The 18,932-nt window shown below is 59.6% G+C and carries 26 protein-coding genes; 1 reads left to right on the top strand and 25 read right to left on the bottom strand.

What is annotated here, in order from left to right; translation table 11 throughout:
• Positions 1–26 precede the first annotated feature (26 nt).
• From ACN9M3_RS06610 to tyrS, 25 genes are all read right to left on the bottom strand, one after another.
• A complete protein-coding gene (locus ACN9M3_RS06610) occupies positions 27–302 on the bottom strand; it encodes a hypothetical protein (protein WP_426168880.1) in 276 nt (91 codons plus the stop codon).
• A complete protein-coding gene (locus ACN9M3_RS06605; RefSeq protein ID WP_426321313.1) occupies positions 295–1,596 on the bottom strand; it encodes an MFS transporter in 1,302 nt (433 codons plus the stop codon). The genes ACN9M3_RS06610 and ACN9M3_RS06605 overlap by 8 nt, the downstream gene beginning before the upstream one ends.
• 102 nt (positions 1,597–1,698) lie before the next feature.
• Positions 1,699–2,493: a hypothetical protein gene (locus tag ACN9M3_RS06600; protein WP_426321311.1), complete on the bottom strand. Its 795-nt coding sequence runs from the start codon at positions 2,491–2,493 to the stop codon at positions 1,699–1,701.
• Positions 2,494–2,513: 20 nt separating this feature from the next.
• Positions 2,514–2,957, bottom strand: coding sequence for a VOC family protein (locus ACN9M3_RS06595; protein WP_426172129.1), 444 nt, complete (start codon positions 2,955–2,957; stop codon positions 2,514–2,516).
• A 16-nt stretch (positions 2,958–2,973) separates the two neighbouring features.
• Positions 2,974–3,804, bottom strand: coding sequence for a class I SAM-dependent methyltransferase (locus tag ACN9M3_RS06590; protein WP_426321309.1), 831 nt, complete (start codon positions 3,802–3,804; stop codon positions 2,974–2,976).
• A gap of 65 nt (positions 3,805–3,869) precedes the next feature.
• Positions 3,870–4,268, bottom strand: coding sequence for an NUDIX hydrolase (locus ACN9M3_RS06585; RefSeq protein ID WP_426321307.1), 399 nt, complete (start codon positions 4,266–4,268; stop codon positions 3,870–3,872).
• A 226-nt stretch (positions 4,269–4,494) separates the two neighbouring features.
• The gene (locus ACN9M3_RS06580) at positions 4,495–4,830 is read right to left on the bottom strand and encodes a hypothetical protein (protein WP_426321305.1); all 336 of its coding nucleotides are present in this window, start codon (positions 4,828–4,830) and stop codon (positions 4,495–4,497) included.
• 26 nt (positions 4,831–4,856) lie between these two features.
• Positions 4,857–6,224 (bottom strand): serine hydrolase, encoded by a 1,368-nt coding sequence (locus ACN9M3_RS06575; RefSeq protein ID WP_426321303.1) that lies wholly within the window; start codon positions 6,222–6,224, stop codon positions 4,857–4,859.
• Positions 6,225–6,353: 129 nt separating this feature from the next.
• On the bottom strand, positions 6,354–6,587 hold the full coding sequence (locus ACN9M3_RS06570) for a hypothetical protein (protein WP_426321301.1): 234 nt from the start codon (positions 6,585–6,587) through the stop codon (positions 6,354–6,356).
• A gap of 16 nt (positions 6,588–6,603) precedes the next feature.
• Positions 6,604–7,068, bottom strand: a complete 465-nt coding sequence (locus ACN9M3_RS06565; RefSeq protein WP_426321299.1) for a hypothetical protein — start codon at positions 7,066–7,068, stop codon at positions 6,604–6,606.
• Positions 7,069–7,111: 43 nt separating this feature from the next.
• On the bottom strand, positions 7,112–7,525 hold the full coding sequence (locus ACN9M3_RS06560; protein ID WP_426321297.1) for a hypothetical protein: 414 nt from the start codon (positions 7,523–7,525) through the stop codon (positions 7,112–7,114).
• A gap of 71 nt (positions 7,526–7,596) precedes the next feature.
• Positions 7,597–7,899, bottom strand: a complete 303-nt coding sequence (locus ACN9M3_RS06555) for a hypothetical protein (RefSeq protein ID WP_426321295.1) — start codon at positions 7,897–7,899, stop codon at positions 7,597–7,599.
• Positions 7,900–8,029: 130 nt separating this feature from the next.
• Complete coding sequence (locus tag ACN9M3_RS06550) at positions 8,030–8,377, bottom strand: hypothetical protein (RefSeq protein ID WP_426321293.1); 348 nt, start codon at positions 8,375–8,377, stop codon at positions 8,030–8,032.
• A gap of 116 nt (positions 8,378–8,493) precedes the next feature.
• Positions 8,494–8,799, bottom strand: a complete 306-nt coding sequence (locus ACN9M3_RS06545; RefSeq protein ID WP_426321291.1) for a hypothetical protein — start codon at positions 8,797–8,799, stop codon at positions 8,494–8,496.
• Positions 8,800–8,864: 65 nt separating this feature from the next.
• Positions 8,865–9,359: a hypothetical protein gene (locus ACN9M3_RS06540; RefSeq protein ID WP_426321289.1), complete on the bottom strand. Its 495-nt coding sequence runs from the start codon at positions 9,357–9,359 to the stop codon at positions 8,865–8,867.
• 35 nt (positions 9,360–9,394) lie between these two features.
• A complete protein-coding gene (locus ACN9M3_RS06535; protein ID WP_426321287.1) occupies positions 9,395–9,934 on the bottom strand; it encodes a GNAT family N-acetyltransferase in 540 nt (179 codons plus the stop codon).
• A gap of 23 nt (positions 9,935–9,957) precedes the next feature.
• A complete protein-coding gene (gene ruvA / locus ACN9M3_RS06530; RefSeq protein WP_426168854.1) occupies positions 9,958–10,536 on the bottom strand; it encodes a Holliday junction branch migration protein RuvA in 579 nt (192 codons plus the stop codon).
• A 19-nt stretch (positions 10,537–10,555) separates the two neighbouring features.
• Entirely contained in the window at positions 10,556–11,092 is a 537-nt protein-coding gene (ruvC, locus tag ACN9M3_RS06525) for a crossover junction endodeoxyribonuclease RuvC (protein WP_426168851.1), read from the bottom strand.
• A 134-nt stretch (positions 11,093–11,226) separates the two neighbouring features.
• Positions 11,227–12,801, bottom strand: coding sequence for a bifunctional phosphoribosylaminoimidazolecarboxamide formyltransferase/IMP cyclohydrolase (gene purH, locus ACN9M3_RS06520; RefSeq protein WP_426321284.1), 1,575 nt, complete (start codon positions 12,799–12,801; stop codon positions 11,227–11,229).
• Positions 12,802–12,891: 90 nt separating this feature from the next.
• A complete protein-coding gene (locus ACN9M3_RS06515) occupies positions 12,892–13,125 on the bottom strand; it encodes a helix-turn-helix domain-containing protein (RefSeq protein ID WP_028102293.1) in 234 nt (77 codons plus the stop codon).
• Between the two features lie 43 nt (positions 13,126–13,168).
• Positions 13,169–14,185: a tRNA dihydrouridine synthase DusB gene (gene dusB, locus ACN9M3_RS06510; protein WP_426168846.1), complete on the bottom strand. Its 1,017-nt coding sequence runs from the start codon at positions 14,183–14,185 to the stop codon at positions 13,169–13,171.
• 74 nt (positions 14,186–14,259) lie between these two features.
• A complete protein-coding gene (locus ACN9M3_RS06505) occupies positions 14,260–14,901 on the bottom strand; it encodes a histidine phosphatase family protein (protein ID WP_426321282.1) in 642 nt (213 codons plus the stop codon).
• Positions 14,898–15,512, bottom strand: a complete 615-nt coding sequence (locus tag ACN9M3_RS06500) for a YbhB/YbcL family Raf kinase inhibitor-like protein (protein WP_426321280.1) — start codon at positions 15,510–15,512, stop codon at positions 14,898–14,900. The genes ACN9M3_RS06505 and ACN9M3_RS06500 overlap by 4 nt, the downstream gene beginning before the upstream one ends.
• A 165-nt stretch (positions 15,513–15,677) precedes the next feature.
• Positions 15,678–16,124 carry a D-aminoacyl-tRNA deacylase gene (gene dtd / locus ACN9M3_RS06495; protein WP_426168838.1) on the bottom strand — a complete coding sequence of 149 codons (447 nt, stop codon included), beginning with the start codon at positions 16,122–16,124 and terminating at the stop codon, positions 15,678–15,680.
• Positions 16,121–17,353 carry a tyrosine--tRNA ligase gene (tyrS, locus tag ACN9M3_RS06490; protein ID WP_426168836.1) on the bottom strand — a complete coding sequence of 411 codons (1,233 nt, stop codon included), beginning with the start codon at positions 17,351–17,353 and terminating at the stop codon, positions 16,121–16,123. Before tyrS ends, dtd begins: the two co-directional genes overlap by 4 nt.
• 155 nt (positions 17,354–17,508) lie before the next feature.
• Here tyrS and ACN9M3_RS06485 point away from each other — a divergent pair, with 155 nt between their 5' ends.
• Positions 17,509–18,891, top strand: coding sequence for a peptidoglycan DD-metalloendopeptidase family protein (locus ACN9M3_RS06485; protein ID WP_426321277.1), 1,383 nt, complete (start codon positions 17,509–17,511; stop codon positions 18,889–18,891).
• The last annotated feature ends 41 nt before the right edge of the window (positions 18,892–18,932 follow it).

Below are 18,932 nucleotides of genomic sequence, written 5' to 3'. Positions count from 1 at the left end.
CTCTCAAAAAATTGCTCGCCGCCCTCTCAGCGGCGAATGCGGGCCGCCGCCAAGCCCAGGATTGCACCGGCCAGGCCGCCAAGGAGCGATTGCGGCAGAGCGATCATGTCCTGCGCCCTGCCATCTGCGAGGGTCATCAGGTCGGCCGCGAGATAGACCGGTCCCATGCCCACGCCGAGCGGCACCGCCAGCCACGCCGGCCATTGCCCGCTTTGCTGCCAGCCGATGACGCCGCCAATCCAGCACGACACCGCGACCATTCCAATCAGCGCCCCACCCAGAGCGAAAGCAGCCTTACGCATGAATACTGTCTCCGTCGTTTTCCGGAATGGGGCGCACGACCAGGAACAGGTACGACATGGCGCCAAGGAAGGCAATTGCGGCACCGGCCAGCAGCGCCGGTACAAAGGACCATTGCTGCGCGATATACCCGGTAAGCACCGGCGCCAGCGCACCGCCGAGGAAGCCGCCGAAATTCTGGATCGCGCCGAGCGAAGCGATGCGGCTGCGAGGCGCCGCCACCGTGGCGAGCGACCAGGCGCAGGCCGAAGAGGCGTTGGCAAGGAAGATCACAATGGAAATGCACGCCACCGCCAGGACATTGCTCTCCACCAGCGCTGCAGGAATCGTGAATATCACCATGCCCAGCGTCGCCAGCACCACCGCATTGCGGCGCCCCGAAATCGGGGTGCTCGCAAAACGCACGATGCGGTCGGAAGACCAACCAGCGATCAGCGCGCCGGCAAAACCGCACAGGAAAGGTATTGCCGATGCGAAGCCCGCATGCGCCAGGTCCATATGGCGCTCGGTGCGCAGGTAGCCGGGCAGCCAGGTCAAGTACACCCAGTTCAGGTATACCGAGCCGAAAAAGCCGAACATCATGCCCCACGTCACGCGATGGCGGAACAGCGCCAGCCAGCCGGCAAAGCTGGTTTTGGGTGCGGCTTCGCTGGCTTCACCATCCTCCAGGTAGGCGCGCTCCTCCGCGCTCAATTCCTCGCGCACAGGGTCGCGATAGACGCTCACCCAGACGATTGCAGCCAGCAGGCCAAGCGCGCCGGTGGCGTAAAACGCCCAATGCCAGCTGGTCGCCGCGATCAGTGGCGGCAGCAACAGCGGCGCCAGGGCAACGCCCAACGGCGAGGCGGAATTGTAGATACCCGTCGGCGTCCCACGCGAGCGCAGCGGGAACCAATTGCTTACCACGCGTGCAGCAGAAGGAAATTGCGGCGCCTCCCCGACCCCGAGCGCAATGCGCGCAAGCACGAAGTAGCCAAAAGTCGAGGCCAGCCCGCCGGCTGCCTGGGCCACCGACCACAGCACCAGCCCGAGCCCAAGCAGCCAGCGCGGACCGATCTTGTCGACCAGTGCGCCGACCGGAAGCTGGCACAAGGCGTAGCTCCACGAGAATGCCGACAGCAGCAAACCCATTTCGCCCAGCGACAGGCCGAGGTCCGCGCGGATATACTCGTTGGCCACCGCCAGGGTGGCGCGGTCCAGGTAATTGATGACCCCGCTCGCCACCAGCAGCACCAGCGCCAGGCTTTGCCTTCGACGGATTCGTGGAGGGACTTGGGTAGCAGTGATGTTGGTCATTTCAGGTGTTCCATACGCGGCGCGAATTATAAAATCGTGGCGAGTATAGAGCACCGCGCGCGCAACAAGCCAATTGATCGCGCTGGACAAGTCATGGCGAATTCAATTAAACCTGCTTTGAGGCGCAACAATTTCGCAGGCACTGTAGCCATCATCGTCGCGCAGGACGCAGGCTTTCGCAACATACTTCGAATCAATCAACTCATAAATGGTCGAGAAAGTTCCGTATGACCTGACGGCCTGCTCGAGCAAGACCAGCCTGCCCTTGACCTTGTCATCCACCACGACAAGGCCTAGCGACGCCCAGTCCGCATAAGCCAGCGTGAAGTCCTTCTTTGAATTCGACAGCATCACGAAGTGCACATTGGCCGCGTTTGCGGACAGGCTTTGGCAGTAGTAACGGTCGGAGATGATGTAATCCTTGATGCCGTCGCCATTGAGGTCCTGGCGGTCGGCGGTAAGCGTCTGGCCTATGGATTTCCTGCCATAGCCATGCTTTTCGATGCACGAACTCTCCGGGGAGATCAAATCAGCACCTGCGCAGGCCGACTTCGCGCCAAGGCGCTCGGAAACCAGCGCGCCGGAACAATAGCCAAGAGCTTCAGCAATCTTCTCCCCCTTCGGCCATTTCGCAACTTGAGCCTTGAGCGACTGCGCTATCGGCTCGGGAACGTAATCCGGCTCGCTCGGCTTGATCTGGCGCTCCTTCCCGACCATGGACCTTGCAATGCTTGGCAGTGGTTCGAGGTTGGAAACCCTGATATCTTCATCGGATACGCCACCAGCCTTCTGGCCGCAGGCAGAAATCAGCACGAGGCAGGGAAGGATCAATAAGGGCAGGAACTTGCTTCGGCGGGACATGTGGGCGCTGGTTAATTTTTTGGCAAATTCTAGCACGCAGTCCGCCCGCCCCGGCCTCACCCCTGCCCAAGCTCCTGGGCCAGTCCAATGAGGATTCCTTCCGGTCCGCGAATGTAGCAGAGCCGGTACACGTTTTCGTATTGGACCACTTCTCCAACGACCGTCGCCCCCAGCCTGCCAAGCCGCTCCAGCGTATCGTCAATGTCATCCACAGCAAACATCACGCGCAGGTAGCCAAGGGCATTCACCGGCGCGGCACGGTGATCGGCGACCACCGCCGGCGCCAGGAAGCGGGACAACTCGAGCCGGCTATGGCCATCCGGCGTACGCAACATCGCAATCTCGACACGCATGCCGTGCAGACCTGTGACGCCATCGGCCCAATCGCCCTGCACTGGCGCACGCCCCTCAAGTTCGAGGCCAAGCTCGGCGAAAAATGCAATGGCGGCGTCCAGGTCCTCCACCACAATGCCAACATTGTCCATGCGCTTGACGGTCACGATGCCTCCATGGTTTTCATTTGCTTGCGATGATTTGAGCGAGAACAATCCGCCCTTCCTCGAGATTTCGTCGCTGATTCTGGGCCATGGCCGGAAAATCAGGTCCGAGGAGGATGTGGAAACCAACTGCCGGCAGCCCTTCATGACGTATTTTCTCGGCAAGCGCCACGAACCAGGTGCGCGCCGCATCGGTCGTGTCCGACCAATGGGTCACCTTGAAGCCCGCTGCCTCCAACAGCCGGCGCAGTTCACCAGGTTGCACCAGGAAGCTGGTATCGGGTGTGCGCGCCCACGGAACCGGAAAGAGAACAGGACCGGACGGGCCGGCGAGAATGTCGTAGATCGCGAGGGTGCCACCCGGCTTGAGAACCCGGTGCATTTCCCGGTACAGCAGGGCTTTGTCCGGAATATTCATCGCCACGTGTTCGGTCCACACGACGTCGAACGACGCGTCATCGAACGGCAGCCTGGTTGCGTCACCCTGGCGGAAGTCGACAAGATCCGCAAGACCGACCTTGGCGCAGAGCAGCGCCGCAGCATTGCAGTATTCCTCGGTCAGGTCGATGCCAGTGACGCGGCAGCCAAATTCCTTAGCCAGGCATCGAGAGGTGCCGCCGATACCGCTGCCGACATCCAACACCCGCTTCGACGCATCCAACGAGGCCGCCCTCGCAAGTTCAAGCGTCGCTGTCCTGCCGCGGATATGAAATTCGTCCACCGGCGCCAGCTCTTCGGGCGTGAGGTGATCCAGGTCGTTGCCGGCCTTTTCCAGCGCTGCAAGGATGGCGTTCCCAAGATCGGAACGGGCGTAGTGCGTCCGGATTGCGTCGTTGACTCGATCGAGCATGACATTTCCCCCTCTGGCAAAGAGCGCCGTTGGCGCTGTCCTTGCCGACAATTTTCACACGTTCATTATGACTGATCGCGGCATAGCAACTCACCCGGATGCTCAAAGGCGTCCCGGATTCTCTCGACCTGCCGCCGAGAAGTGTTTGCAGGAATATCGCTACACGCGAACCATGCCGCATCGTCCGCCTCGTCAGAAGTCCGAAGTTCCCCGCCGACGAGCAGGCACCTGAAACTGAAAACAAGGTCGTCCCGAGAAGAAACTGAATACACGCCGAGCAGCTTTTCCACACGAACTTCCAACCCGACTTCCTCGCGTACCTCGCGAACCACCGCCTCCCACGGCGCTTCGCCAGGATCCACGCGCCCGCCCGGAAGGTTCCACAAATCACGGTCTGTTCGATGGCAGAGCAGCACTCGATTCGAGGAGTCGAAGATGACAGCGAATGCACCGAGCGTCGTCATGGTTGGAGTTGGTCAGCGAAAACTGCTCATAGCCGCTCCACCCTTCAGTTGATCAGTCGGAGGGCAAGGACAAGCAACGTCAAAAGGAACCACACGCACTTTCTCGAGCAAGCAGCACAAGTTCCAAAGTGCTCGTTCCTCCGCTTGGTCTTCGATCATAAGCTTGTCCGTGTCGCCGAAGCGCTGAAGGAACTCAAAGAGCACCGGTTTATTAAGGGGTTGTCACTCATTCGCGCTCCAAGGTGCGCGCCAAGAGCTCCGCTGGCCAAAGACTCATATGACCGCAGCCCCCAAAGGGCGGCTCAGGTTTGAATAAGGTACCTTCAACGACCACGATCTTTCCATTCAAGGATTCGCATTTTCTGTGATCGAAGCCAAGCGCCCCAGTGCCAGTCGACAGCCAAATCGAAGACATCTCGCCTTCACGCCGTTCGGCGCGCGGTAAATGTGTGATCGAAATATCTTCGAGCTCGAAGGTCAGCAACCCTCGAACGCAGATGTCGAAGCCAGCAAGTTCGTCAAGCCGGTCAATTACTTCATTGATTGAGAGAGGTTCTCGCATCTGGGCAAAACGTATTCGCGATTCGCTTAATCCGCAATGCGCTCGGCAACCTGGTCGCCAATGGTCTGCTGCATCAACAGGCTGGTAACTTTGCCGCCGGCGCCGCGCCGGAACTCAACGCTATTCATCGTTCCCTCCATGAAGAAGCTGGTCGATGCATACGGCTTCAGGTCCGTCGCCGGGCGGCCTTCGCGCTGCCATGTCAGAATTGCCCCTTTGCGGCGCACCGTACGCGTGCTGTTGTCGGGCAGCTTATAAGTTCCGACGAAAGCGTCCAGCGCCTCAGGCGCCAGAGCGATGACTTTCCGCTCAGGGAATGGATCGCCAATGGCCATGGCAGCTGCATGCTTCGCCACCACTTCCGAATTGAGCAAATTGCGTTCGCCATTGCTCAAAACAGCCACAAAGACTTTATCGTCCGGCAGTCGAATGACGTAGCCATTGAAACCAGGGATGTCGCCGCCGTGCGCTATTTCCTGGTGCCCGCGCAGTTTGCCAATGGTCCAACCGAAACCATAATTGCATGCCGCCGCACCAGGCAGAGTGCATGGCGTGAAAGCCTGCTTCCAGCTTTCCGCCGTCAGCAGCTTGCCAGCGCTGATGGCGGCATCCCAACGCGCCAGGTCGTCAACGGTGGAAACCAACGCACCAGCCGCATAGGGCAGCGACATGCTGATTTGATCGGCCGGACTATAGGCTGAGAAAAAGCCGCCGCGATAGCCTGTAATGCGGCGCTTCGCGCTGCGCTCCGCGCCTTCGTAGGCCGTATCCACCATACCTAATGGCTCAAAGATATTCTGCGCAATAAAATCGGCGTAGCGCATGCCGGAAGCTCTCTCGATAACTGCGCCAAGAAGGAAGTAGCCAGAGTTGCTGTAGGCCCAGCGTTCGCCAGGTGCGTAGTCCAGCGGTTCATCCTTGAAGAAGTCGATCATTTGCGCGACGCTCATGTCCTTGCGCGCTACCGACCAGAACGAACGCATGTCCGTGTAATTGTGGATGCCGGACTTGTGCTGCAGTAGCTGCTGTATGGTGATGGACTTACCCTTGGTCGGATAGCCCGGCACGAACCGCGTAATGTCGTCCTGCAGCGAAAGTTTGCCTTGCTCCGCCAACATCAGGATTGCCACTGCCGTGAACTGCTTGGTGATCGAGCCCAGTCGCAACTGCATGTCCGCTTGCAGCGGAACCTTTTTGTCGAGGTCGGCCAAACCATATGCTTTGCGAAAGACCGTCTCGCCATCTCGCATCACGATGACAGCGGCGCCGGGGGCGCCGGACTTGAACATGGGCGCCAATTGGGCATCCAGCAGGCCCTCCAGGGAGGTATTGTTAGCGTGTGCGAAGCAGACCTGCAGCAGCAGCGCCGCGGCAAGGATTAGGCGTAAGGACATCAATAGGCTCCTGAAAAAGTCGGCATATCTTAACTTACCAAGTTTCAGAAAGGCTCACCAAATTCCACCACACTTTCCCGCTAACGTGGCGATGCAGTTGATCGAGATGTAGGGCCAAAAGCGTTCATGCTAAAAGCCCGGAAATTTTTCTTTGAGCGCAGTCCATACATCGAACCAGAGTGCAGTGGTCTGTCGTTCGGTAACTAAGTGCACCTCACTTCCGCCTTGCTGCAAAAACACATCGGCGCCACGCACTGCAAGCTTCCCCTTAAGTGAGTACGCGATATTGTTAGCCTCCTGACGATAGAAGGCCTCCCGCGATTCACCCCAATTGCTCTTCTTAACCGAGCTACGGATTTTCATGTCAGGGGCCAACGTATTAAGTCAGCGGCGCCGGAGGCGTCCGCTCGAGTTCAGGATTAGGCACGATTTCATGAATTGTGTACCCGGGAAACCGCGTATGGAGTGCCTGCATTAATTCGCGGGACGCGGCCGCCTCTACTGCGATGCCAATTACGTGGTCACCACGTAAGCGAATAAAACATCTCACTGGAGTGCCAAGCTTTCCGAATTCGATCGAATAGACTTCGGCACGTTCTTCTTCGGATGAATAAAGCCCCTTAAGTATGCGCTTCACTTCCAGTTCCAAGGTCAGCGGAACTTCCCTTGGAGCGACCGATACTGGGTCTCGGGCCAAAGCGCTTACGCTCTTGGCGGAATCGTCAATGAGGGCTTGAACGTCTTTTGCAACGATCGACTCCGGTCCAACCGGCCCACGCGAGAGCAACGCTAGCAGCACCGTCAGCAAGATCAAGATAACAGCCGACGCAGTAAGAATTCTCATAGCTGACGTTCCCAAGTCAGCAGCGCCACAGGCATCCGCCGGATTAGAGGATTGGGTACAAATGGCATTGATGAACGTAAGCCGGTTGCCAAAGGGTCTTGCGGGCAAACCCCGCTGTAGCACGTCTGCTGGAGCAGATGGTTGGGTCACAGATTTCATATTCTAAAGCCAGGAAAACTTTCAAAGATCCTTTCGTAAAATGCCACACCTCCACATCGAATTGAGATTCGTAGCCAGCAGACCTCACAACTTCATGGGTAGCCATAACCCAGTTGCCCGTCAGCTCGCGCGCGGTTCCATCCATTTGGATGAATTCAGCATCACCACGCTCGGGGGAAAATTGAGTGGCGCCACACGCGGCACAAATGACAAAGACCGTCTCACGTCCAGTGTGAACAGCGAACAGCACATCTTTTGCCACACAGCTACCGCAGATCCACTTAGATACGACTGCCATACACTCCCCAACGTTGGACGTAACCGGCCGAAGGAGCGCGCAGCGTGGAGGCAGTCCAGTTGACCGCAATGTTATGCTTTTGCGTCATCGGCCAAATCCAAATCAGGTGCGTCATCGATCGAAGTTTTGTACTCGCAAACCAAATTTGCGATGGCTAGATAGTTGAATCCATGAAATTCATCACCATCGGCACCAAAGTAGCCGCTGTAGAAGGCGTTACCGCTTACATGTCTTGCGACACATGCACGGCCAATATTAATGCCACTGCGATAAAACCGAACGAAAGCACAGCCATCAATAGCGAAGTCCGGTTCGCAAACAATGTCGGATGAACGAATTTGAACAGCCAGAGCCAACGCCCTAAGTGCTGGCACCTCAAACTCAGGTTCCCGAGGGTCCAAGCCAGGTTGGACTATCCCAAGCGTCAGTCATGTTCTGCATAACGTGGTGCCAAGCTGCGCGCGCCAGCGCGTCCGCTGAAGTAAATGATTAGCGCAATGGTGTTCATCGCTGTTTTAAGCTTCGCAGCTTAGCAAGGATAATCTCAGGCGAATGGTTCCATGGATAGGCAAGTGCATGACCCTTTCGCTCACCGTTAAGAAAGAAGATACGTCGTTCGCCACGGTGCAAAGAAAGGCCACAACTATCTGCCGATGATATGACGGTGGAAAGGCCGTCACCCTTGAATTGTTCCAACACCTTCACCTCCGCGACTTCAATTCCACCCGAGCTCTTAACCGAAGCTACTTCGGCATATGCCACGTAAGCCGAACCTTGAAAAAGCTCTTCGACAGAAAAAGGCTTCATGTCGGGAGGTGGCGAGCAGGCCAACGCAGCCAGCGGCATCAGCAAAAGGAATGATAGTAGCGTGCGCATCGGACGCTAACGTTGGATTAACCAGCGGCGGCAGCGTACGCCCTCAGACGTCAATGGGCCTGGGTGGCCGGGATGCGCATGCACTTTAGCTCTTACCATTCGTGCGCTCTTTGAAGTGCCCCCAACACTCCCGGATTGTCCTTATAGCGCTTGCGCAGGACCGCCTCGTCCCTCTCGATCTTTCCACAGCGGTATGTATTCATGGCCTCAGCAATCTCTTTCCGGCGCTCAGCGTCGTAAGGTTCTTCGCCGGCGAAATGAGTGCACATGGCGATTCGTTCGGCGAGTGCTCCGACAGCTTTAGGCTGTCCCTTTTTCAGATCAGCAAACGGATCTTCTTCGGCATGCACGCCAGATGCGATAAGGGTCAAAATAATGAAAAAAGAAAGACGCAGCATTTCACTCCCAACGAAAAGTTAAAAACATCCGATTATCACGCCCCGCTTCGATCAAATAACTGGGTTCAGTCCATCGCCTTGCCGGCTTCACACAGGCGTTTGGAAAGCGTGGGGTTTGCGATCGGCTTGCCATCTTCCGGAAGACGAACAGAGGCCGACGACGTAACAGCGATCGATTGGTAGCCCAGGCCGTAAATGGTGGCAAACCTTCCTGAGGGATCAGGAACAAACGCATAGGCGCCGCTGAGCCTTGCGTTGTTTAGCTGCTGGCGAAATTGTTCGGCAGCAGCTGCGTCGCCGCGTACCGCGCGCAACAGCAAGTCCCTTTGAAGGTTCGCCGGTGGCTTCTCTATGTACGCGGTGTCAATGCCTTCGATTTCTCCAAAGCTCTCTTGCCAGCATTGGTGTTCGTATCCGCTCGCACGCAATGCCTTGAACGATGTCTTGCCGATCCCGTTCGAGTAATCGAAGAAGGCAACCGACAATGTCTTGGAGCCTGCGCTTGCGAGCATTGGTGCGCACAACAGCAAGGCGAGGAAGGACTTGCGGATCGATTTCATGCAGCGTTCAGTTGATTTCGAAAACCCGAAGCATACTATCTTTTTTGCAACTCCGGCGACCGCTGCTCGGGAAACCAGTACAAATAGAGTGCGGTCTCGTTGGCGACTTGCTCTTGGGTGCGATAGACGAATCGGTCAAAGCCGCCCACCTCGAAGCCGTTCCGCAAATAGAGTTTGCAGGCGGCGACGTTGTTGGTCTGGGTTTCCAGGCGCAGGCCCTTGAGCAGTCTGTCCCGGGCCCACGATTTGGCGAACTGAATCAGCGCAGTCGCAATACCGCGTTGGCGAAACCTGCGGGAGACGACGACGTGCTCGATTGACCCAAGGTCATTCCAGCTTGTTGCCAACTCGATCTTACCGGCCAGCCCACCATCGACAAATGCTCCGTAGGCTTCAACGTCATCATCGCATTCATCATCCGCGTCGTAGCGTTTGGTGAACGGTTCCACGGTCCGAGTGCTAAGCCTGATATCGCCATCGACGAGGCTAATGTCGAATACCTCGCTGGAAATGAACGTGTTCTCTTCGCGATCGAGTGCGCTTGCCAGACGCTCGTGGATTCTCTCAATATTCATGAGACCTCATTCCTCGACAGCTCTCAGCCTTTCGACAAAGCTTTCAGCGCTTGCTTGATGCCGTCGGAAACCGAGGAGCCGGCAGGTACGGTCTTCAGCGCCTGCAACGCTTCCTTGTCGGAGTAGCCCAGCGCCAGCAGCGCATTCAGGATGTCCGCTTGCGAATCGTGGACCGGGTGCGCGCCGGCAGCGCCGATGTCGGCGCCCAGCTTGCCCTTCAGTTCCAGCAACAGGCGTTCGGCGGTTTTCTTGCCGATGCCGGGTATCTTCACCAGGCGGCCGGCTTCTTGCAGCGTGACGGCCTGCGCCAGGTCGGCGATCGACAGGCCGGACAGGATCGACAGCGCAGTGCGCGCGCCGATGCCGCTGATCTTGATCAACTGACGGAATACGGCGCGCTCTTCGGCATTGCCGAAGCCGAACAGAAGGTGCGCGTCTTCGCGGATCGTCAGGTGGGTGAACAGGCTGACTTTCTCGCCCACGCCGGGCAGGTTGTAGAAGGTAGACATCGGCACGTCGACTTCATAGCCGACGCCTTGTACGTCTACGAGCAGTTGCGGTGGATTCTTTTCGAGCAGGATGCCGGTGAGACGTCCGATCATAGTGTTCCTTTGAATGCGGTTAGCCCACCAGGCGGCCGCGCTTCATGCGCAGTCCAGACAGGGCGGGATGGGCGTTGGTGACGACGGCCAGCGTGGCCTGGCTGTTGGCGTGGCAGATGGCGATGCCGAGGGCGTCGGCGGCGTCGGTGCCGGGCAGGCCGGGCAGCGCCAGCAGGCGCGCGACCATGTCCTGCACTTGCGCCTTGGTGGCGCGGCCGGTGCCGACGACGGCTTGCTTCAGCTGGGTTGGCGAGTATTCGGCGACTTTGAGTTCGTGCGTCACCAGGGCGCAGATCGCGGCGCCGCGGGCTTGGCCGAGCAGCAAGGTGGATTGCGGGTTGACGTTGACGAAGACTTTTTCGATCGCGGCGCAATCGGGCTTGTAGGTGGCCGCGATTTCGGCGACGCCGTCGAGGATGACCTTTAACCGCTGCGGCAGGTCGCCCTCGCCGCTCTTGATGGTGCCGGAGGCGATGTAGCGCAGCTTGTTGCCCACTTTTTGGATGACGCCAAAGCCAGTGGTGCGCAAGCCGGGGTCGATGCCGAGAATTATCATTCCCGGATTTTACGGCAGAAACCGGTAGACCGGTGCCAGACCCGCAGGGTCCGGCACCTAATTACACAGCGGCCGCCGAGCAGATGGGGTCAGACCCTGCGGGTCTGACCCCGCCCTACCGGTTTTACCGCAGATCAGTGACGGAAGTGGCGAGTGCCGGTGTACAGCATCACCACGCCGCGCTCGTCGGCGGCGTCGATCACTTCCTGGTCGCGCATCGAGCCGCCTGGATGGATCACGCAGGTCGCGCCCGCATCAACCACCACATCCAGGCCGTCGCGGAACGGGAAGAATGCGTCGGAAGCCACGGCGGAACCCTGCAGCGACAGGCCGGCATTCTGCGCCTTGATCGATGCGATGCGCGCGGAATCGATACGGGACATCTGGCCCGCGCCCACGCCCAGGGTCATGTTATTGCCGCAGAAGACGATGGCGTTCGACTTCACGTACTTGGCCACGCGCCATGCGAACATCAGGTCGGCCAGCTGCTGCTGGGTAGGCTGCAGCTTGCTCACGACACGCACCTCGGAAGGCAGCACGTTCTTGGAGTCAGCCGACTGCACCAGCAGCCCGCCGCCCACGCGCTTGAAGTCCATCGCGTTCACGCCTTCGCCCAGCGGGATTTCCAGCAGGCGCACGTTCTGCTTGGCCGACATGATCTGGCGCGCTTCCGCGGTGAAGGAAGGAGCGATCAGCACTTCCACGAACAGCTTGGCCAGTTCGGTGGCCGCTGCGCCGTCCACTTCCACGTTGAAGGCGATGATGCCGCCGAAAGCGGAAGTCGGGTCGGTCTTCAGCGCGCGCTGGTAGGCGTCCAGCGCATTCGCGCCCAGGGCCACGCCGCACGGGTTGGCGTGCTTGATGATCACGCAGGCGGTGGAGCCCATGGATTTCACGCACTCCCACGCTGCGTCAGCGTCGGCGATATTGTTGAAGGACAGTTCCTTGCCCTGCAGCTGGCGGTAGTTGGCCAGCGCGCCGGCCACCGGAGCCAGGTCGCGGTAGAAGGCAGCCGACTGGTGCGGGTTTTCGCCGTAACGCATGTCCTGCACTTTTTCGAAGGCCACGTTCAGGGTTGCCGGGTAGGCGGAACGGGTTTCGTGCTTGCGGTCCGGGCCCAGGCTGGAGAAGTAGTTGGTGATGGCGCCGTCGTACTGCGCGGTGTGCGCGTAGACTTTCCTGGCCAGGTTGAAGCGGGTTTCGTACGACACGTAGCCCGGTGCGTTGTCGGTGCCCTTCATCTCCGCCAGCACCACGCCATAGTCGGTCGGATCGCAGATCACCACCACGTCCTTGTGGTTCTTGGCGGCGGAGCGCAGCATGGCCGGGCCGCCGATGTCGATGTTCTCGATCGCGTCTTCCAGCGAGCACTCGGCCTTGGCCACGGTCGCCTGGAACGGGTACAGGTTCACCACCACCATGTCGATGGTCGGGATGCTGTGCTCTTCCAGCTTGGCGACGTGCTCAGGGAAGTCACGGCGGGCGAGGATGCCGCCGTGGACTTTCGGGTGCAGCGTCTTCACGCGGCCATCCAGCATTTCCGGGAAGCCGGTGTAGTCGGCCACTTCGGTGACCGGCACGCCGTTATCGGCCAGCAGTTTCGCGGTACCGCCGGTGGACAGGATGTTGACGCCCATGGCCGACAGGGCCTTGGCGAAATCCAGCACGCCGGTCTTGTCGGATACGGAGATGAGAGCTTGTTTGATCATAGCTGTGGGGGGAAGGTTACGGAAATCGGTACAAACCATCCGGCCCCACGGCCCGTCGCGGCCAAAAGGGACCGGGACGCGGAATCAGCCTTACAGCAGGCCGTGTTCCTGTAATTTCTTGCGCAAAGTATTGCGGTTAATACCCAGCATCTGGGCTGCGTGCGACTGGTTGCCGTCGGCGCGGCCCATCACCACTTCGAGGATCGGACGCTCAACGGTCATCACTACCATGTCGTACACGTTCGATGCCTGCTGCTCGCCCAGGTCATTGAAGTAGTCTTCCAGGCTTTTCTGGACTACTTCCTGAATGCTTTCTTTGCTCATTTTCTTATCGATCTTGCTAAATATTTGCCAATGCAGGCGCGGTTCACGCAGCCAGCGGTTCTTCGGCGAGGCGGTATTGTAACCGCTCGCCGTACTTCCATTGGGATTCGAAGAAACTGTCGACTGCGCGCAGTTGTTCTGCGGTCGACTCGAGGCGGTTCATCTCCTGACGGAACTCCTCCCCGCCCGGGAGGTCGCGCACGTACCAGCCAATATGCTTGCGTGCGGTGCGCACGCCCAGGAATTCGCCGTAGAAGGCGTAGTGGGCCTGCAGGTGTTCGTCCATCAGCTTGCGCACTTCGGCCACCAGCGGCGCCGGCAGGTGTTCGCCAGTGCGCAGGAAATGGTCGATTTCGCGGAAGATCCATGGGCGCCCCTGGGCGGCGCGGCCGATCATCACGGCGTCGGCGCCGGTCTTGTCGAGCACATACCGCGCTTTTTCAGGGGTGGTGATGTCGCCGTTGGCGACCACCGGGATGCTGACTGCTGCCTTGACGGCGGCAATGGTGTCGTATTCGGCGTCGCCAGTGTAGCCGTCGGCGCGGGTGCGGCCGTGCAGCGTCAGCATCTGGATGCCGGCTTGCTCGGCGATGCGCGCGATGCGCAAGGCGTTCTTGTTCTCGCGGTTCCAGCCGGTGCGGAATTTCAGGGTGACCGGCACGTTCACGGCCGGCACCACCGCTTCCAGGATGCGCTGGACCAGGTCTTCGTGCTGCAACAGGGCGGAACCGCACCAGTTGTTGCAGACCTTTTTCACCGGGCAGCCCATATTGATGTCGATGATCTGGGCGCCGCGGTCGACGTTGAACTTGGCGCATTCAGCCAGTTCTTCCGGCACGGCGCCGGCAATCTGCACGGCTTTCGGCTCCATCTCGCCGGTGTGGTCGGTACGGCGCGAGGACTTCTCGCTGGCCCACAGGCGCGGATTGGAAGCGGCCATCTCGGACACGGCGTAGCCCGCACCCAGTTCCTTGCACAATTGGCGGAACGGGCGGTCCGTCACGCCAGCCATGGGCGCGACAAAGACGTTATTGCGGAGCTCGTGAGGTCCGATATTCACTTAACAAATCCGTAAGACAGTGCGGGAAAGGGGGCTATTTTAACCGATGCGCTGCCCAAAAACTAATCACTTTTTTAAACAATGTCGTCCAGGCTGGCGGACAGGTGCGCAACCTCGCCCCATTGCTCAAGCGACAACACCCCTTTATCAAAGGTAAATCGATTGATGCTGGCGTTTTTGACCTGGAAATCGCGCGGGCCGTCGATCGACAGGCCGCGGGCAGCGCGGTAGGCGCATTCCAGCACGCCGCCGTGGGCGACGATCAGGATGGATTGTTGTGGATAGCGTTCGGCCCAGCGCGCGATGCCGTCCTGGCAACGCTGGAAGAACTGGCGGAAGCTTTCCGCCACGCGGTCCCCGGCCGGCATCACGGCATCCACGTCCCTCGCCTGCCATTCCGCGAACTCCACGGGGTAGCGTTCGGCGATCTCTGTATATAAGAGGCCTTCGAATGCGCCGTAGCCGCGCTCGCGCAGGCCGGGGTCGGTGTGCAGGGGCAGGTGGGGATGGTGCGCCGCCACCGCTTGCGCGGTTTGCAGGGCGCGCCCCAGGTCACTGGAAATGATGGCCTCCAGCGGCTCGGCCGCCAGCGCACGCGCCAGGGCATCAGCCTGGCGTTCGCCGGTAGGACTAAGGAGGATGTCGATGTGGCCTTGCAGGCGGCGCACGGCGTTCCACGCGGTTTCGCCGTGGCGGATCAGCAGGATTCTTGTCATTCAAATAGCGAGTAGCTGCCGATTACCTGCGCCTCGTCGAGGATATGGCCGTGGATGGCGTCCAGCACGTCCTGGCAGGTGAAGCGGCCTTCCAGCTCCAGGCGCGGGGTGTCCAGCGCGTAGAGGCGGAAAATGTAATGGTGGGTGCGCTCGTCGTTCCATGGCGGGCATGGGCCGTCGTAGCCGTAATAGTCGCCGGCCATGTCCTTGTCGCTGGCGAACCAGCCGGTGTAGTCGTTGATGCCGTGGCGCAGGGGCGCTGGCAGGCCGGCCGGCTTGCCCTTGGGGGTGACTGCTTTCGAGAATTCGCCGGCGGAGATGCTGCTGCGTTTCGGCGGAATGTCGACCAGGGACCAGTGGTAAAAGTCGGCGCGCGGCATCGAAGCGGGCAGCGTGTGGCCTTCCTGGTTGACGTAGGTGCCGTCGGTGGGGGCGTCGCCGTCGATGCAGAGCAGGACCAGGGATTCGGTGCCTGGGGGGACGTCGGACCAGGCCAGGTGGGGGTTCTTGTTGGATGACAGGCGCACTTTCGTCGCCTTGTCGCGCACCGCGAAAGCAAAATCGCCGGGGATGGCGGCGCCATCCTTGAAGGAATCGCTCCAGATTTTCATCTTTATCTCCCAGCTTGCTTTTTGAACCGGTAAACCCGGGTCTGACCCGCAGGGTCAGACCCGGTCAGCTCGTCTGCCTGCGGCCTCAAAGGCCCAGAACCAACACCCCTGGCAGCGGCTCAGACTGGGTCTGACCCTGCGGGTCAGACCCAGGTTTACCGGTTTTTATTTTGGACTCACCTGCAACCAGAACGTCACCGGCCCATCATTTGTCAACGACACCTTCATATCCGCCCCAAACACGCCCGTGCCAACGACCGCGTGCCTGGAACGCGCCTGCTCCACAAAATACTCAAACAGCCGCTTCCCATCCGCCGGCGCAGCCGCCGGGCTGAACGAAGGCCGGGTGCCGGAGTTGGTATCCGCCGCCAGCGTAAACTGCGGCACCAGCAGCAAGCCGCCCGCGACATCGGTCACCGACTTGTTCATTTTGCCGGCATCGTCGGAAAATACACGATACGACAAAAGCTTGGCCAGCAACTGGTCCGCCTCCCTCTCCGTATCGCCCTTCTCCGCACACACCAGCACCATCAGCCCGCCATCGATGGCGCCGGTCGTCTCGCCATCGACAACAACCTTGGCGGACGAAACCCGCTGCAGCAGCCCGATCATGCCGACAAGGTCACTTTAGCAAATTTGCGCTTGCCGACCTGCAGCACGAAGGTGCCTGCCTCAATTTTCAGCGCCTTATCGCTGATCACCGTACCGTCGATACGCACGCCGCCCTGATCGATCATGCGCAGGCCCTCGCCGGTCGAAGCGCACAAGCCGGTCTGCTTCAGCAATTGGCCAATGCCAACCGGCGCGCCGGCCACGGCAACTTCGGGCACATCATCCGGAATGCCACCCTTGGAGCGATTGACGAAGTCCGCCAGCGCATCCTCCGCCGCCTGGCGCGAGTGGAAGCGCTCCACGATCTCCTGCGCCAGCGCCACTTTGGCATCGCGCGGATTCGCCCCGCCTTCAATCGCCTTCTTCAGGCCCGCGATTTCCTCGATCGACTTCCACGACAGCAGGTCGTAGTAACGCCACATCATCACGTCCGAAATCGACATCACCTTGGCGAACATGGTGTTGGCCGGCTCGGTAATACCAATATAGTTGTTCTTGGACTTGGACATCTTCTCGACGCCGTCCAGGCCTTCCAGCAGCGGCATGGTCAGGATGCACTGCTGTTCCTGGCCGTAATCCTTTTGCAACTCGCGGCCAACCAGCAGGTTGAACTTCTGGTCGGTGCCGCCCAGCTCCAGGTCTGCCTTCAGCGCCACCGAGTCGTAACCCTGCATCAGCGGGTACAGGAACTCGTGCACCGAAATCGGGGTGCCGTTCTTGAAGCGCTTGGAAAAGTCGTCGCGTTCCATCATGCGCGCCACGGTGTAGCGCGAGGACAACTGGATCATGCCGCGCGCGCCCAGCGGATCGCACCACTCCGAGTTGTAGCGGATTTCGGTCTTGGCCGCATCCAGCACCAGCGATGCCTGTTTGAAATAAGTCTGTGCGTTCAGCTCGATCTGCTCGCGGGTCAGCGGCGGACGGGTGACGTTGCGGCCGGAAGGGTCGCCAATCATCGAAGTGAAGTCGCCGATCAGGAAGATCACCTGGTGGCCCAGGTTCTGCAGCTGGCGCATCTTGTTCAGCACCACGGTGTGGCCCAGGTGCAAGTCAGGCGCGGTCGGGTCCAGGCCCAGCTTGATGCGCAGCGGCACGCCAGTCTTTTCCGAGCGCGCCAGCTTTTGAGCAAATTCGCTTTCGATGATGAGCTCGTCCACACCACGCTTGGTGATGGCGAGGGCTTCCTGGACGCTATCGGTCAGCGGCAGGATTTTGTTGTCTGTATCCATTTTTGCGAAATTCTCTCAAATTGTTGGCACGGCTCAGGACTTTGTTATAATGCCCGATCCCATCAATCTTGCCCGATGAAAACGAATTAAATCAACAACTTAGAACAAAATACCAAGAATCCTGAAAGTTCAAGCGGCAAATTTTAACTGATTGCATGAACCCTATAAACAAGTTCACAAGCTCCGGCTTGCACAATCTGCTAGGTTCGACGCGTAAGGCGCGGATCATCAGCGCATCGGCGATCTTCCTTGCCGTATGCGCTTTTGGTGCTGCTGGCGTGGCTCCGCTCGCCCCCGATCCAAGCGACCTGCCCGTGAAGACCGTTGCCCAGGAAATCCAGCTGCCGGACCTGAGCTCGCAGATTACCGCCCTGCAGAAGCAAGAAGCTAACCAGACTTACGTCCACGAAGAAAAGATCCGCGCCGGCGACACGCTCGCGACGCTGCTCAATCGCCTGGGCGTGGAAGACGACGCTGCAGAAACCTTCATCAAGAAAGACAAGACCGCGCGCGCCATCATGCAGCTGCGCAGCGGCAAGCGCGTGCAGGCGCAGACCGACGAAAACGGCAACCTGCTGTGGCTGAAGGCCACCGTTGTGGACGGCAAAGACAATCCCGTCAAGAATATTATGGTCACCCGTTCGGGCGACGCAGAATTCACGGCTGAAGAGACCGCCGCGAAACTGGAACGCCGCGTTGAAATGCGCGCGCGCGAAATCACCACTTCCCTGTATGCCGCGACCGACTCGAGTTCCGACGGCAGCAGCCTGCCCGACACCGTCGTCGCGCAGATCATTGAAATGTTCTCCACCAACATCGACTTCCGTTCCGACCTGAAGCGCGGTGACCGTTTCAACGTGGTGTATGAAACCTTCTGGCAGGACGGCGAGTTCGTGCGCGCCGGCCGCATCCTGGCAGGCGAATTCACCAACAAGGGCACCACCTACCAAAGCGTGTGGTTTGAAGATCCGCTGACCAAGTCGGGCGGCGGTTACTACAGCTTCGACGGCAAATCGCTGAAGAAGGCCTTCCTGAAGTCGCCGCTGGAATTCTCGCGTATTTCGTCCGGCTTCGGCATGCGCTCGCATCCGATCTCCGGCAACTGGAAGCAGCACAAAGGCACCGACTTCGCCGCGGCGACCGGCACCCCGATTCGCGCAGCCGGCGACGGCGTGATCGATTTCGCCGGCGTGCAAGGCGGCTACGGCAACGTGGTCGTGATCAAGCACTGGGCCAACTACTCCACCGCCTACGCGCACATGAGCCGCTTCGGCCCCGGCATGAAAAAGGGTGCCAAGGTCAACCAAGGCGACATCATCGGCTACGTCGGGACCACCGGCTGGTCGACCGGCGCCCACCTGCACTACGAATTCCGCGTCGCAGGCGAAGCCAAGGACCCGAACAAGCTGAACATTACGGCCCAAGCCCCGCTGACGACTGCCGAACTGGCGCGCTTCAAATCGGTGGCCGGCGACATGATCCACCGCTTCGCCCTGCTCCGTTCGAACGACAAGACCAACACCCTCGCCGCCAAGTAGTCCGGCGGCAAAGGAATAAAAGGCGCACAAAGGTGCGCCTT

This window comes from Pseudoduganella sp. R-43, assembly GCF_049913255.1.
GTDB lineage: Bacteria > Pseudomonadota > Gammaproteobacteria > Burkholderiales > Burkholderiaceae_D > Rugamonas.
This window is presented reverse-complemented; position numbering and strand designations above follow the sequence as displayed.

Coding starts and splice junctions, on each gene's coding strand:
- dtd (WP_426168838.1), bottom strand. CDS start 16,124: ATGATCGGGCTGCTGCAGCGGGTTTCGTCCGCCAAGGTTGTTGTCGAT.
- ACN9M3_RS06485 (WP_426321277.1), top strand. CDS start 17,509: ATGAACCCTATAAACAAGTTCACAAGCTCCGGCTTGCACAATCTGCTA.
- ACN9M3_RS06575 (WP_426321303.1), bottom strand. CDS start 6,224: ATGTCCTTACGCCTAATCCTTGCCGCGGCGCTGCTGCTGCAGGTCTGC.
- ACN9M3_RS06535 (WP_426321287.1), bottom strand. CDS start 9,934: ATGAATATTGAGAGAATCCACGAGCGTCTGGCAAGCGCACTCGATCGC.
- ACN9M3_RS06580 (WP_426321305.1), bottom strand. CDS start 4,830: ATGCGAGAACCTCTCTCAATCAATGAAGTAATTGACCGGCTTGACGAA.
- purH (WP_426321284.1), bottom strand. CDS start 12,801: ATGATCAAACAAGCTCTCATCTCCGTATCCGACAAGACCGGCGTGCTG.
- ACN9M3_RS06590 (WP_426321309.1), bottom strand. CDS start 3,804: ATGCTCGATCGAGTCAACGACGCAATCCGGACGCACTACGCCCGTTCC.
- ACN9M3_RS06565 (WP_426321299.1), bottom strand. CDS start 7,068: ATGAGAATTCTTACTGCGTCGGCTGTTATCTTGATCTTGCTGACGGTG.
- ACN9M3_RS06585 (WP_426321307.1), bottom strand. CDS start 4,268: ATGACGACGCTCGGTGCATTCGCTGTCATCTTCGACTCCTCGAATCGA.
- ruvC (WP_426168851.1), bottom strand. CDS start 11,092: ATGATAATTCTCGGCATCGACCCCGGCTTGCGCACCACTGGCTTTGGC.
- ACN9M3_RS06515 (WP_028102293.1), bottom strand. CDS start 13,125: ATGAGCAAAGAAAGCATTCAGGAAGTAGTCCAGAAAAGCCTGGAAGAC.
- ACN9M3_RS06570 (WP_426321301.1), bottom strand. CDS start 6,587: ATGAAAATCCGTAGCTCGGTTAAGAAGAGCAATTGGGGTGAATCGCGG.
- ACN9M3_RS06500 (WP_426321280.1), bottom strand. CDS start 15,512: ATGAAAATCTGGAGCGATTCCTTCAAGGATGGCGCCGCCATCCCCGGC.
- ACN9M3_RS06545 (WP_426321291.1), bottom strand. CDS start 8,799: ATGCTGCGTCTTTCTTTTTTCATTATTTTGACCCTTATCGCATCTGGC.
- tyrS (WP_426168836.1), bottom strand. CDS start 17,353: ATGGATACAGACAACAAAATCCTGCCGCTGACCGATAGCGTCCAGGAA.
- ruvA (WP_426168854.1), bottom strand. CDS start 10,536: ATGATCGGACGTCTCACCGGCATCCTGCTCGAAAAGAATCCACCGCAA.
- ACN9M3_RS06560 (WP_426321297.1), bottom strand. CDS start 7,525: ATGGCAGTCGTATCTAAGTGGATCTGCGGTAGCTGTGTGGCAAAAGAT.
- ACN9M3_RS06540 (WP_426321289.1), bottom strand. CDS start 9,359: ATGAAATCGATCCGCAAGTCCTTCCTCGCCTTGCTGTTGTGCGCACCA.
- ACN9M3_RS06605 (WP_426321313.1), bottom strand. CDS start 1,596: ATGACCAACATCACTGCTACCCAAGTCCCTCCACGAATCCGTCGAAGG.
- ACN9M3_RS06505 (WP_426321282.1), bottom strand. CDS start 14,901: ATGACAAGAATCCTGCTGATCCGCCACGGCGAAACCGCGTGGAACGCC.
- ACN9M3_RS06610 (WP_426168880.1), bottom strand. CDS start 302: ATGCGTAAGGCTGCTTTCGCTCTGGGTGGGGCGCTGATTGGAATGGTC.